This window comes from Halalkalibacter nanhaiisediminis (assembly GCF_007830185.1).
Classification (GTDB): domain Bacteria; phylum Bacillota; class Bacilli; order Bacillales; family Bacillaceae_D; genus Halalkalibacter; species Halalkalibacter nanhaiisediminis.
Genome location: NZ_VLKZ01000001.1, coordinates 501893 through 514588, shown reverse-complemented (window position 1 = coordinate 514588; position 12696 = coordinate 501893). Strand labels below are relative to the sequence as shown.

Sequence of the window (12696 nt, the reverse complement as noted above, 5' to 3'; positions counted from 1 at the left end):
CATTCAGTAATTTGCGAATTGTGTTATCAAATCACATTACTACTGTATTCAGTTCGCAAATTAATGTATGGGCTTATACTATTAGTGAAATATATCATTTTTTCCATTTTATAAATTCATTTAAGCAGTTAGAATAGATAAACATTTTTTATGGTTATTAATGATACAATCGCCTTATTTTATCTAAATCACTTATGAAATCATTTATTTCCTTTTGGCTTAAAAGCACAGGCATTTGATCATACAAAGTAAGCACTTGTCCATTACCTTCAAGTTTGTGTTTATTCAAGTAATCGTAAATAGTGTTTAATTGATTTTCATTAAGTATTGATTCAGTGGAAAAATGCTTAACTTGTTGCAAGACAAATTCGTTTTTTTGCTCATCAAATTCTCCAGAGATCATGCTTCCTTCTAGCTTCATGCTTTCACCCTTATATGTTTATACGGTTGAATTTCTTAAATAGTTACTATCATTCTTCCTTCTCCTTGTTTCTATCCTGTTTAAAAATTTTTTTCTGCGCCTCGCTCAAAATACTAGCCAGTCTTTCCACACTTACATAAAATTCATTTCTCTTCTTATACTATATATGCTTAATCTTAATATCTTGGACACTTAGTGAGCATGAAGGAGACAGCACACGATGATGGATGAATCACTCGTTGTTATTGTACGTGCCTTAATTTCTTTTTTCACATTACTACTTTACACACGCCTTTTAGGAAAACAACAAATGGGTAATTTAACTTATTTTGATTATATTAACGGAATTACGATTGGATCAATGGCAGGTACCTTGGCAACTGACCTTTCTTCTAAAGCATGGATTCATTGGCTCGGTCTGACAGTTTATGTTGTCATCGTATTTGGGATTCAGTTTACAGATTTAAAAAATCGTTACTTTTCTAAAATCATTGACGGAGAGCCTGCAATTGTTATGCAAAACGCAAAATTTTTAGAGAAAAATTTAAAAAAATCAAAGCTAACAAAAGACGAACTGATGATGCTGCTCAGGGAAAAAAATATTTTTGATCCAACCCAAGTCGAATTTGCCATTATGGAGCCAAATGGCGTTCTTTCCGTCCTCCCCAAATCTGAATACCAACCAGCCACTCCAAAAGATTTACATATTCCAGTTCAGCCTGCTGGACTTACAACAGAACTTATCATTGACGGGGTTTTATTAGAGAAAAATTTAACACAACGACAAAAAGATAGACAGTGGCTTGACCTTCAGCTAAAAGCGAAAGGTATTAAGAATATAAAAGAGATTTCCTTTTCAGCTATATTACCGAATGGACAGTTATATGTAGATACGTTTGAAGATCATATTGGTAAAGAATCAGATATAAATGATTACGATAACCAATTTTAAATGAGGTGAATAACTTGAACATAAGAAAATGGCTCATTTATGTAATTCCTATCGCCTTTCTTCTATTAAGTGTTGGAATGATGACAAGTGGAGGTTGGTTAAAACAATCGTTTGGCGAGGATGATCGTTTATTAACATCGATAAACAATTTAGAAATGGACATTCAACATAAACATTGGGAAGCAGCTAAAGAAGAGATCACGTATGCACATACAGCATGGAACAAGATTGTCGATCGTATTCAATTTAGTGTCGAACGAGATTACATAATTGATATCAGTGGAGCATTGGCTCGAATAAAAGGTGGGATTGAGATAAAGGATGATCAAGCCGTAATGGAGGAAATCTATTTTTTTTATGAATTGTGGGATGATTTAGGGAAATAACGACTAAATTGAAAAAGCACCACTTCTTCAAAAAGTGATGCTATCTCACATTACTGAATCCTCTCTAATGCATGCTTCACATTTGCAAACGTCTTAAAAAAGGTCATATCAATGCCACTATTTACAACTGTTTGAGCTAATTCAGGGCGTAGACCTGTTACAACGACATCTATTCCTAGTAACCGAAGCATATTTCCTATTTGATGCAAGTAACGTGCAATTTCGATATCAAGATTCAGTATTCCTGAAAAGTCAGCAATAAGATATCTTAACTGTAGTTCAACCGTTTTGGGCACAACGTTCTCTAAGATAAATGTTGCCCGATAAGAATCGATCTCACCAATCAAAGGAAGAACAGCAATTCCTTCTTTAATCGGTACAAGAGGAGCTGACAGTTCAGCCATTTCCCTTTTCGCCTCATCTTTAAATTTATCTGAAAGGCGTTCGAATGCGAACACTGTTTCATTGAGACTAATGTCCAGTATTGCGTTTATCCTTTTGATAAGAAAGGCATTTTCTTCTAAAGAAAGCCCAAGCTCGATACTAATTCTCGTTAAAAGGTCAGTAAGGATGTCCCTCGTTGTTGGATAACGAACAACAATTTCTGAAATGTTCCCTCCTGATGAAACTTGTCCTTCCGCGTTCTTTTTACTCCATTCAATCAAACTTTCGGGCACTCTTTCTTGATCTCCATCAAGAAGTGATTTCCCTAAACTTTTCATCAGTTCTATATACATCGTAATTGCTTGTTCTTTTTCACGTTCAGGAATGTCTATTTTCATTGTGTAAAGGACACCTTCAACAATTTCAACAGCCAGAGATTCTGCATGTTCGCTTAAGTAGTGAGCAGAGTTGAAAATCGACGTCATCTATAGTCCACACCTTTTTTCTATATTTTTAAGTTATTATAACGTGAACTACTCCCACCACTTACCCCCTTGCGGGTTGCTTGAAGTGGGGGCTTCTTGGGTAGTCACCACTTTTACTAGCTGACGAAATCGACCAAGCTAACCCTCTTGTTCCAAGAGTTTATTTTGTTAGGCAATCGCTAATAAGCGTATGCCTTCTTTCTTGATGTTGATTGCAGAGTTATAATCTCTATCAAGTTTTAGACTACAAGAGCATTGGTAAGTACGTTCTGATAACGTTACTTCTCTAACTAAACCACAATACGAGCAAGTTTTTGTTGATGGAAACCATTTATCTATTTTGACAAGTTGTTTCCCTTGTTCTTTTAGTTTGTACAGTAAGAAAGAAGTGAACATTCCCCATCCGTTATCAGCGACACTTTTGCCAAACTTTAGCGCTTGTGACATACCTTTCATATCTAAATCTTCAATCGCAACAGCATCATAATTCGTTGCTAATTCTTTCGATTTATGGTGAAGAAAGTTTTTGCGTTGATAAGCAACTTTCTCTTGAATTTTCGCTACTCGAATACGTTGTTTATTCCAATTCGAAGAACCTTTCTTTTTACGAGAAAGTTTACGTTGTTCTTTTGCTAATTTCTCAAGCATTTGTCGATAAAACTTAGGGTAATTGGCTTTCTCACCCTCGCTATCAACAAACAGCCCATCCATTGCAAAATCTAACCCAACTACTTTTTTGATTGCTTTGGTTTCAATCTCCTTCTCATACTCTGCCAAAATAGAAAGATAGTATTTTCCTGATGCAGTCATAGACAGGGTACACGATTTGATTTTTTGTTCAGAAGGGATTGTTCTATGTTGCTTGATTTTTACCATTTTCAATTTAGGTAATTTGATATGACCATCTAACAACTGAATATTCCCGTTTACGACATTTGTTGTGTAGCTTTGTTTATGGCGTTTGCTTTTGAATTTTGGGAATTTGGCATTCCTTTTGAAGAATGCTTGATAAGCCTTATCCAAGTTTAGTTGTGCGTTTGCTAACGCTAAAGAATCTACTTCTTTTAGCCATTCATACTCTTTTTTGTACTTGGCAGGAGTCGGATGTTTTACCTTTTTCAGTGCATCTTTATCATCTTTCAGTAATTCATACGTTTCTTTTCGTTCTGCTAACATTTTGTTATAGACAAAGCGAACGCACCCAAAGGTTTTGTGTATCATTAATTTCTGTTCATCTGTTGGATACAACCTGAACTTGTACGCTTTATTTTGTTTAGTCATATCAAATCACCTCACTTTATCCCTTGATTTTCGATATATTTTTTCACCACTTCAATAGGCGAACCACCAGTCGTCAACAAACAAAAACTTCTTGACCAAAACATTTCTTTCCATAACTTTTTACGCACATGAGGAAAATCCTTCTTGATAAGTCTTGAACTGGCACTTTTATAGGCATTGATGAATTTCGATAATTCACTATTTGGTTGTGCTTTGAACAAAATATGAACATGGTCAACATCGTGATTCCATTCAACTAATGCAATATTATATTTCTCACTCAACGATACAAATTTATCTTTGGCAAAGTCTGAAATAGTATCATCTATCACTTTCCTTCTATACTTCACTACCAACACAAGATGGTAATACATCAAGAACACTGAATGATTATTACTATCTAATTTCACTGTTATATCAGTCCTTATACTTTATAATACTGATTATACCACTTTGAGAAAAAAAGACAAAACTAAAATCCTTTGGGCTGTTGCCCTTCGCACGCTTGAAGAGGGAGTCTTCTTTCGGAAATACGTTAAAATGAAGAACAGGACATGGAAATAAATTACTAATGAGTCACAAAAAAGATTATGTCTGTTAGGCTACTAACCGAAACATAATCTTTTTTTAATCCTTATTTCACAATCAACGTCTTTCCTTATTTTTATCACTTCCTGTATCTGTCATATCGTCGTTTATTTCAAAAGACTTTAAAAATGAAAAAATGAGATAAAGAAACATTCGATCTCACATAAATAAAGCCCTTTTCATTCAAAGAAAAAGGGCTTTTCGATTCTGCCGGATTTGTTTAAAATTTTAATCAATTCCAATCATATTACTTCGTCTTTCAAAAAAAAGAGTATCACGCCACACTCCATTCATTTTCCCAATTCGCTCACGGCGACCAACTTCTCTAAATCCATTCTTTTTATGTAAATGGATACTGGATATATTCTCTGGAAATATCCCTGATTGCAAGGTCCAATATCCTTGTTGTTCCGAAACCACAATTAATGCCTTAAGAAGGCTATCTCCTACCCCTTTCCCTTTGGCCTCGGGATGGACATAGACACTAACTTCACCAACACCAGCGTATACGGCTCGATCAGATACTGGAGAAATTTTGCTCCATCCGAGTATAGTAGATCCATCGTCAGCAACGATGCAACACTTTGCATGTGTCCGTTTCATCCAATCTGCATATGTAGGTACTTTGGTTTCAAATGTAGCATTTTGTGTAGCAATGCCCGCCTTGTAAATACATGCAACTTGCTCCCAATCCTCTTCTTTCATTTCTCGAATCGAATACTCCACTCTGTCCACTCCCTTAACAGTTACTCCTCAAGATAATCCTATTATTTATTATATTACAGGTGATTTCAATTCACCTAAAAGGGTTATAAAATCAATTCTTTCATTTTTTTATAGCCAAGCGTTTCTTCTGGTTGCCATGGAATAATCGTGGTATGACCAGCAAGTTCCTCACTAACTTTTTTTATCCATACCTTTTCGCTCTTTGCTTTTACGCTTAATATTTGATCTTCCGTATTTGTTCCATACAAGCTTTGATTGATAATCCATGATTTTGGATCAATTCCTGCTCGTTTTAAATCCTCTTGCAGTCTTGTTGCTTCATAGACTGGCGTTGCCTCGGCAAGAGTGACAATTAAGACACTTGTCTCCTCTGAATTACGGAGACGCGGAAGTAAATTGCGAACACTTTCAGGCACTTCTCCTGTCGACCTCGTTAATTCTTTTTGATACGATTGGGCCGCATCAAGCAATAATAGTGTATGACCCGTAGGAGCTGTGTCGATCACAACTACTTCTTCTTTTGATCGTTCCACTACTTCAGCAAATGCACGGAAAACAGCAATTTCTTCAGTACAAGGGGAATTTAAGTCTTCTTCCAAATACACAAGAGCATCTTCATCTAATTCTCCACGAGCATTTGAAAGAACTTCTTCTTTGTACTTAGCAACTTCAGCCGTTGGATCAATTCGACTAATCGTTAATTGACCTTCAACTTGCTCATCTTGAAAAAGAAGCTCTAAGTGAGCAGCTGGGTCTGTTGTCGTTAAATGTACTTTTTGCCCTTTTTCTACTAATCCCACAGCAATAAGAGAAGCAATCGTTGTTTTGCCAACTCCACCTTTGCCCATCGTAAAAATAACGCGTGTGTTTTGTTCATACAAATCATCAATCGTTTCCTTCATGTTCAATAATTCGTTATCATGCAACTCAACTGTTTCTTCGAATGCAATCGGTAACGTTTTTGACTTAAAGAGATAGCGAAGACTCTCAGCACCAACCAGAGAATACGATACATATGGCAATGTATACGTCTCTAACTGCTTTAAACTAGAAGGTAACTCTTTTAATGCATTTTGTTGGCGACAATAAAAAGCATCTGAAATCGTGTCTTTGTTTGAACCCTTTTGAAGGACTCCATTAATAATCAGACATTGATTTTCAATGCCTATTTCTTTAAGTTCATTTGCAGCTCTCTTTGCTTCATAAAAAGTGGCAGTGTCTGGTCTCGCAACAAGAATCACCTTTGTTTGACTAGGATCAGAAAGAGCTTCCACTGTCTTCGCATACAATTCTTTCTTTGCGCCAAGCCCTGATAATGGACCCAAACAAGATGCACCGTGCGAGCTTTCTTCTAAAAATCCAGTCCAAGCACTTGGCAGTTGTAATAGGCGCAATGTATGGCCTGTTGGAGCCGTATCAAAAATAATGTGATCAAAATCATTTATAAGCTCTTTGTTCGCTAATAAATTTGTGAACTCATCAAACGCTGCAATTTCTACTGTACAAGCTCCAGATAGTTGCTCTTCCATTTGATCCACAACTGTATCTGGCAACTTCCCACGATAAGGTCCGATCACTTTGTCGCGGTACGATTTTGCCGCTTGTTCAGGATCTAAATTACACGCATACAATCCATCGATTTTTTTAACAAGTAGAGGTTGATTTCTAAATTCCATATCGAATACATCTTGAAGATTGGAAGCTGGATCGGTACTGACCAACAGCACTTTTTTTCCTTCATCTGCAAGAGTAACGGCCGTTGCACAAGCTGTTGATGTTTTCCCTACGCCTCCTTTTCCTGTAAAGAATAGATAAGGCGTCGTTTGGACCAATTTGGGGTTAAAACGTTGCATCATGCTGATCCTCCTATTTATTTAAATTCGACATCTAATCGGTTTTTAGACTTCTCTGCTTTTAAGCTTTCTTCTTCCATTCCAAACCATGTTGCAAACTCAGCATTTGTTGGATATTCACCAATCTTGACCACTTCCCCATTCACCATAATGATAGGTAGAGCCTCTGTTCCTTTTTCGTGAAGAAGTTGATTGACCTTTTCATTCTCAACGAACATACTAGGTTCGGTCCCCAGGTTATACCGTTTAATATCAAGTCCCTTTTTTTCAATGAAAAATATAGATGAAGCAACTCTTGTTAATTCTGGATCAACGCTCGGCCCACATACACCCGTTGGACAACATAATGCAGGATCAAATATTTCTACTTTCGTCATGTGTATCATCCCCTTTAAATTAAATCATCATATGCTTATATACTAAATATAAGATAAGTCGAGAGGATCTTCTCTCGACTTATCTGTGTATGTTACTCTCCTGTTTCTGCAAAACGTTTAATACGTTCTCCAATTTCATCACGAACGCGTTGAAAGAAAGCCCATTTTTCTTCTTCTGTTCCTTCCGCTTTAGCAGGATCATCAAAACCCCAATGCTCACGTTTCACGTGTGGAGGCGTCATTGGACATTTATCAGCTGCATCACCGCATAACGTCACAACTAAATCAGCATTATTCAAAATGTCTGGATCAATCATATCAGATGTTTGTTTTGATATATCAATTCCTGCTTCTTTCATTGCTTTTACTGCATTCGGGTTTAACCCATGTGCTTCGATACCAGCACTATATACTTGCCAGTCATCACCTAAATGCTTTTTCGCCCAACCTTCAGCCATTTGACTTCTACATGAGTTACCCGTACATAAGAAATAAAGTGTTTTTTTAGACATTGTTGTGATCTCCTTTTGCTGTAAAGTAATAGATTATATAATTAAAAGCCATACATAAAGGCCAATTAATGTAATGAGTAGGGTTGGAATCGTTAAAATAATTCCTGTTTTAAAGTAGGTACCCCACGATATTTTGACACCCTTTTGACTTAACACATGGAGCCATAATAATGTAGCAAGAGACCCAATTGGTGTGATCTTCGGACCCAAATCAGCGCCAATCACGTTTGCATAGATTAACGCTTCTCGGATACTTCCAGAAGTGCTTGTCTCGGCAATCGCAAGGGCATTAATCATAACAGTCGGCATATTATTCATAACTGAAGAAAGGATAGCAGCAATGAATCCCATTGAAATCGTTGCAACAAATAACCCTTGATCGGCCGCCGCTTGAATGAGATCTCCTAAAACAGCTGTTAAGCCTACATTTTGCAAACCATAGACGACGACATACATCCCAATTGAAAAGAAAACAATCGCCCAAGGTGCCCCTTTTATGACTTGTTTCGTTTCAACGGCTGTACTTCTTTGAGCCATGATTAAAAAGAAAATTGCTACGACTCCTGCAACAACTGATACTGGGAGGTGTAAGGATTCACTGACCAAATAACCTATTAAAAGAAAAGCTAGTACAACCCATGATAAACGAAACATTTTCTGATCTTTAATCGCTTCTCTAGGCGCTTTCAGATCGGCCATCTCATAATTCTTTGGAATGCTTTTACGAAAGAAAAGATATAAAACCAAGATACTCGCTCCCAAAGAAAAGAAGTTTGGAACGATCATTCTAGACGCATATTCAACAAACCCAATACCGAAAAAGTCAGCTGATACAATATTAACTAAGTTACTGACTACTAAGGGTAAGGAAGTCGTATCAGCGATAAATCCACTCGCAATAATAAATGGGAAAACCATCTTTTCTTCAAAATTTAAGTTTCGAACCATCGCAAGGACGATCGGGGTTAGGATTAATGCAGCTCCATCATTTGCGAAAAAGGCAGCAACTAATGCTCCTAAAATACTCACATACACAAACATGCGTAACCCGTTGCCTTTAGCTGCTCGTGCCATATGAAGAGCAGACCATTCAAAGAACCCGATTTCATCTAAAATTAAAGAAATGATAATAATAGCAATGAACGCGAGTGTCGCATTCCATACGATTCCTGTTACTGTTATTACATCTTGAAAATCAACCACACCGACTAGCAATGCTAGTATTGCACCACCAATAGCAGACCATCCAATCGATAGAGTTTTAGGTTGCCAAATAACGAAAATCAGCGTGATAAGGAAAATCAAAGATGCCAAAACTACTGATGTCATATAATTTCCTCACTATTCACAAATAATTCTTAATCCTTGTTTCTCTAACTCGGTAATTCGCTCATCCTGATTAGGAATAAATTCAAGGATGTTTTGGACCATTTCATACACATCACTATTCTGATTTAACGAATAAAAAATCCACTGTCCTTTTCGATTTTCTCTGACCAAACCAACATCCCTTAGCTTGCGAAGATGCTGACTAATAGCCGATTGGCTAATGTTGAAAATTGCAACAAACTCACACACACAGCATTCATTTTTCTGTAAAAGCTTCAGCATAGACAATCTCGTTTTGTCGCCTAATAATTTTAGAACCATACTTGCTTTTTCAAGCTCAACTTGTGTTGTTTGTACCGTCATTTTTTATCTCACCCCTATCTGATGATAATAAACTATATTATTATTTACTTATATAGATTCTCAACTGTCAGAATCATATCATCATATGCTTATATGGTCAATTGATTATCATTCTTTTTTCATTCCTCGTACCTAGTCTATTATGATATCCGTTTTCGATTTTTAAAATTGTTTTTGTTAACGCTCCGTCATTATTCCAATCTTAAATCTTACGTCCACAAGATTTTTGAACTTAACATACATTCAACTTTTCTTTCAACATAAACAGTGGTATACTACTCTAGCGATGAGCATTTGCATAAGACGAGATTGACGCGCCTTTGGGCAATGCACTATGTGGAGTGCTGTCTCTCGCCGCAATACGCATAAAAAGACGTCCTATTGGGCGTCTTTTTTCTATGATATGAGCTCTTTACACCATTTAAATATGTTCGATTAGTTTAGTACAATTCTTCACAATCTACACGTCATCGATATACATTTGACTATACAAGAATGACAAAATAAAAAAGAGCTACATTCAGCTCTTTCTGAAAATGACCTTACTATCCCATTCATTCATACCAAGCTTTCGTCGGTCTTGACTTGGGATAGCCTTTCTTTTTACGATATTCTTTTCGTTCTTCGGTAAAATCAAACCACTGTTTATCACCATTTGAAGAATGAGCAAAACTAATGACACACCGTATTTGGTCTTCTACAGATCCATCTATCCAAACACCAAGAGTCTCCTCTAACTGATCGAACAGTTCTGCTCCATCTTTACCCTTTATATCATCTAAAGAATAAATTTGAAGATGATAAACTAATTTTTCAGCTAACTTTTGTCCAATTGATGGTACATATTGGAAAATCGCTAAACCTCTTATGATATTTGCTCTTTCTAGTGTTACATCTAAAATTTCCGATAAATATTCTAGATCTAAATGATAGATATCCCGAATTTTAATTTTGAACTTTCTTAAGGAATCTCTTTCTGCTTTTGTTAATGGTAACTTTGGATTATAACTTGAACTCAAAAATACATCTCCGTCCTATTTATGATATCAACTTAAAGTATAAACAACTATACGTTCGCAAGTAAATGAATGATCGAACATTTTTCACATATTCTCATCATACTGCATAACAAAAAAGCTGACATTAACTGTTTGCTTTAATCAGTCATTCAGCTTTTTTAATTTATTAGCAAACAAAACGAGCCTGCAATATGCTTGCGACTCGTTTTGAGAGAATCCTCTCAAAATTTCCGACTAATTTCTGAGAGGAACATACAATTGAATGATTTAGAAATTCCAAAATAGTTAAACCTGCAAAAAAGAGGTTACATAAAACCATATGCTCTTCTTCAATTTTATATCATTATTAATTTGATTCATTAGTCATGGTGAGCTCCTTCAGCAGCCATAGCCATTGCTTTTGTTTTATGAACTGTTCCAAATGGATGCTCAGGCGGGGCATAGATCGAGTAAAGTTTAAGTGGTTTATTACCCGTATTGGTTACGTTATGCCATGTTCCAGCAGGTACCATGATCGCATAGTCATCATAGACATTTGCTTCAAAATCTAATCTATCTTTACGATCACCCATTTGAACAAGTCCTTGCCCTTCCTCAATACGGAGGAATTGATCAACTGTCGGATGAATTTCTAAGCCGATGTCTTCTCCAACATTGATACTCATTAAGGTCACTTGCAAATGACTTCCTGTCCATAAAGCAGTACGGTACGTATTGTTTTGTTTAGTAGCTTCATTAATATTAACGACAAACGGTTGTGATCCATAGTCCCTTAATCGATTTAACACTTCCTCATTTAAGAAGCCAAATCGTGCAGCATTCTCTTGTTCACCTGTTAAGGCCCATAAAAAGACATTCCGAATTTGCGGGTGCTGAGTAAGTACACTACTCTTTTGATAGTGTTCATATCCCTCTACTTCTGCTTCATAAGCTTTTTGCAATCCCTCACTATAACGATAAAAAGGAATATGATCGATTTCATACTTGGGCTCGCTTCCAGTAAGGTTCATATAAAGATTCGTAAATTGTGTCAGATGAGCTTGTTTTTGTTCTAAAGCATGATGAATGTCATTTCTATGCTTTTGATTTGGCGCTGCATTTGCTAATCGCCGATAAAGTTCAATCGCTGACGCCTCTCTTTTTATTCCTTCAAGGATCGCTTCCAATATTTGTTGATCCTGTCCGTGGTGATTTCTTGCCATAATGTCTTGGTGATAATATATTGGTGTGCTACCATTAGCGTAATAAGGATATGGATACGTTTGAGAATAATACATGCTGCTCATTCCCTTCAGAGGTTTATCACATTTATCATATGCCTATGTGTAGAGAATGTACTTCGAATGTATTATTCATTAAACCCGAATGCTACCTCGTTAACGTTAACACCTCAAGTTAATTACTCAAAAAGTTCAGGAGAATTATTTGAAATGAAAAATATGAAACCAATTATCATTAATTTAAAATGAAAAACAGTATATCCATTTCATGTCATTCTTTCTGTTATTAACATTTTTTCACTAACGCGCCCTTTACTTGAACAAGAAGAATTGAAATTCCCACTCACTTGCATAAAAACGTTTATAAACCTATTGTTAATTCCTTCACCTTTCTAATTTCATCATTGCTCCAAAGTATTGTGAAGCGGTAGTGAAAGAAATAAATGCACAAAGTTCACTAACTTCTTCCTCAGTCATGTATTCCTGCAAAATTTCAAAAGATGAGTCTGATATTTCACCCTTTTGTTTTAAGAAGACCTCCGCAAACGCAACTGCAATAGAGGTTTTTTCGTCGAATTTATTAAATTCAGGTTTACCTTTCGCTTTACAGTACTCACAACCATTACTTTGAGCTAACGTTCTTCTAACTTGCTCTTTCAATTCAGGAGAGAGGAAACCTTCTCTTTCTAATACAGTTCCCAAATAGGACCATCCTTGCATTACTTCTACATTGTGTCCTAAAAGTCGTTGAAAGGGTGTATCTCCAAAAATAGATTCCTTAATTCTTGCCATTTTAAATC

General features: G+C 36.2%; 15 protein-coding genes. 2 read left to right on the top strand and 13 right to left on the bottom strand.

All coding sequences use genetic code 11. From position 1 onward, the window contains the following. Positions 1–157 precede the first annotated feature (157 nt). Positions 158–421 (bottom strand): hypothetical protein, encoded by a 264-nt coding sequence (locus IQ10_RS02335; protein WP_144448863.1) that lies wholly within the window; start codon positions 419–421, stop codon positions 158–160. A gap of 220 nt (positions 422–641) precedes the next feature. On the opposite strand from IQ10_RS02335, the gene IQ10_RS02330 reads away from it, so the two are divergent. Both IQ10_RS02330 and IQ10_RS02325 read left to right on the top strand, forming a co-directional pair. Beyond that, positions 642–1373, top strand: a complete 732-nt coding sequence (locus tag IQ10_RS02330; RefSeq protein ID WP_199757368.1) for a DUF421 domain-containing protein — start codon at positions 642–644, stop codon at positions 1371–1373. 14 nt (positions 1374–1387) lie between these two features. Further along, positions 1388–1759: a DUF4363 family protein gene (locus IQ10_RS02325; protein ID WP_144448862.1), complete on the top strand. Its 372-nt coding sequence runs from the start codon at positions 1388–1390 to the stop codon at positions 1757–1759. A gap of 50 nt (positions 1760–1809) precedes the next feature. Here the strand turns inward: IQ10_RS02325 and IQ10_RS02320 are convergent, their stop codons facing one another. The 12 genes from IQ10_RS02320 to IQ10_RS02265 all read right to left on the bottom strand — a co-directional run bounded on the left by IQ10_RS02320 (position 1810) and on the right by IQ10_RS02265 (position 12688). Next, positions 1810–2628 carry an STAS domain-containing protein gene (locus IQ10_RS02320; RefSeq protein ID WP_144448861.1) on the bottom strand — a complete coding sequence of 273 codons (819 nt, stop codon included), beginning with the start codon at positions 2626–2628 and terminating at the stop codon, positions 1810–1812. Between the two features lie 168 nt (positions 2629–2796). Continuing rightward, complete coding sequence (locus IQ10_RS02315; protein ID WP_144448860.1) at positions 2797–3909, bottom strand: RNA-guided endonuclease TnpB family protein; 1113 nt, start codon at positions 3907–3909, stop codon at positions 2797–2799. A gap of 11 nt (positions 3910–3920) precedes the next feature. Next, the gene (gene tnpA / locus IQ10_RS02310) at positions 3921–4319 is read right to left on the bottom strand and encodes an IS200/IS605 family transposase (RefSeq protein WP_144448859.1); all 399 of its coding nucleotides are present in this window, start codon (positions 4317–4319) and stop codon (positions 3921–3923) included. Positions 4320–4725: 406 nt separating this feature from the next. After that, positions 4726–5223: a GNAT family N-acetyltransferase gene (locus IQ10_RS02305; RefSeq protein ID WP_242009663.1), complete on the bottom strand. Its 498-nt coding sequence runs from the start codon at positions 5221–5223 to the stop codon at positions 4726–4728. 83 nt (positions 5224–5306) lie between these two features. Continuing rightward, entirely contained in the window at positions 5307–7079 is a 1773-nt protein-coding gene (arsA, locus tag IQ10_RS02300) for an arsenical pump-driving ATPase (RefSeq protein WP_199757367.1), read from the bottom strand. 14 nt (positions 7080–7093) lie between these two features. Then, the gene (arsD, locus tag IQ10_RS02295; protein ID WP_144448858.1) at positions 7094–7453 is read right to left on the bottom strand and encodes an arsenite efflux transporter metallochaperone ArsD; all 360 of its coding nucleotides are present in this window, start codon (positions 7451–7453) and stop codon (positions 7094–7096) included. Between the two features lie 92 nt (positions 7454–7545). Next, positions 7546–7965, bottom strand: a complete 420-nt coding sequence (gene arsC / locus IQ10_RS02290) for an arsenate reductase (thioredoxin) (protein ID WP_144448857.1) — start codon at positions 7963–7965, stop codon at positions 7546–7548. A gap of 33 nt (positions 7966–7998) precedes the next feature. After that, positions 7999–9294 carry an arsenic transporter gene (locus tag IQ10_RS02285; protein ID WP_144448856.1) on the bottom strand — a complete coding sequence of 432 codons (1296 nt, stop codon included), beginning with the start codon at positions 9292–9294 and terminating at the stop codon, positions 7999–8001. Between the two features lie 12 nt (positions 9295–9306). Continuing rightward, entirely contained in the window at positions 9307–9657 is a 351-nt protein-coding gene (locus tag IQ10_RS02280) for an ArsR/SmtB family transcription factor (protein WP_144448855.1), read from the bottom strand. 554 nt (positions 9658–10211) lie between these two features. Beyond that, positions 10212–10676, bottom strand: a complete 465-nt coding sequence (locus IQ10_RS02275; protein WP_144448854.1) for a helix-hairpin-helix domain-containing protein — start codon at positions 10674–10676, stop codon at positions 10212–10214. A gap of 359 nt (positions 10677–11035) precedes the next feature. Then, a complete protein-coding gene (locus IQ10_RS02270; protein WP_144448853.1) occupies positions 11036–11953 on the bottom strand; it encodes a cupin domain-containing protein in 918 nt (305 codons plus the stop codon). Positions 11954–12280: 327 nt separating this feature from the next. Then, positions 12281–12688 (bottom strand): carboxymuconolactone decarboxylase family protein, encoded by a 408-nt coding sequence (locus IQ10_RS02265; protein WP_144448852.1) that lies wholly within the window; start codon positions 12686–12688, stop codon positions 12281–12283. Positions 12689–12696: the final 8 nt, after the last annotated feature.

What these genes read in the sequence shown, in the direction of transcription:
- IQ10_RS02335 (WP_144448863.1), bottom strand. Translation starts at nt 421, where the DNA reads ATGAAGCTAGAAGGAAGCATGATCTCTGGAGAATTTGATGAGCAAAAA.
- IQ10_RS02330 (WP_199757368.1), top strand. Translation starts at nt 642, where the DNA reads ATGATGGATGAATCACTCGTTGTTATTGTACGTGCCTTAATTTCTTTT.
- IQ10_RS02320 (WP_144448861.1), bottom strand. Translation starts at nt 2,628, where the DNA reads ATGACGTCGATTTTCAACTCTGCTCACTACTTAAGCGAACATGCAGAA.
- IQ10_RS02315 (WP_144448860.1), bottom strand. Translation starts at nt 3,909, where the DNA reads ATGACTAAACAAAATAAAGCGTACAAGTTCAGGTTGTATCCAACAGAT.
- arsA (WP_199757367.1), bottom strand. Translation starts at nt 7,079, where the DNA reads ATGATGCAACGTTTTAACCCCAAATTGGTCCAAACGACGCCTTATCTA.
- arsD (WP_144448858.1), bottom strand. Translation starts at nt 7,453, where the DNA reads ATGACGAAAGTAGAAATATTTGATCCTGCATTATGTTGTCCAACGGGT.
- arsC (WP_144448857.1), bottom strand. Translation starts at nt 7,965, where the DNA reads ATGTCTAAAAAAACACTTTATTTCTTATGTACGGGTAACTCATGTAGA.
- IQ10_RS02285 (WP_144448856.1), bottom strand. Translation starts at nt 9,294, where the DNA reads ATGACATCAGTAGTTTTGGCATCTTTGATTTTCCTTATCACGCTGATT.
- IQ10_RS02280 (WP_144448855.1), bottom strand. Translation starts at nt 9,657, where the DNA reads ATGACGGTACAAACAACACAAGTTGAGCTTGAAAAAGCAAGTATGGTT.
- IQ10_RS02270 (WP_144448853.1), bottom strand. Translation starts at nt 11,953, where the DNA reads ATGTATTATTCTCAAACGTATCCATATCCTTATTACGCTAATGGTAGC.
- IQ10_RS02265 (WP_144448852.1), bottom strand. Translation starts at nt 12,688, where the DNA reads ATGGCAAGAATTAAGGAATCTATTTTTGGAGATACACCCTTTCAACGA.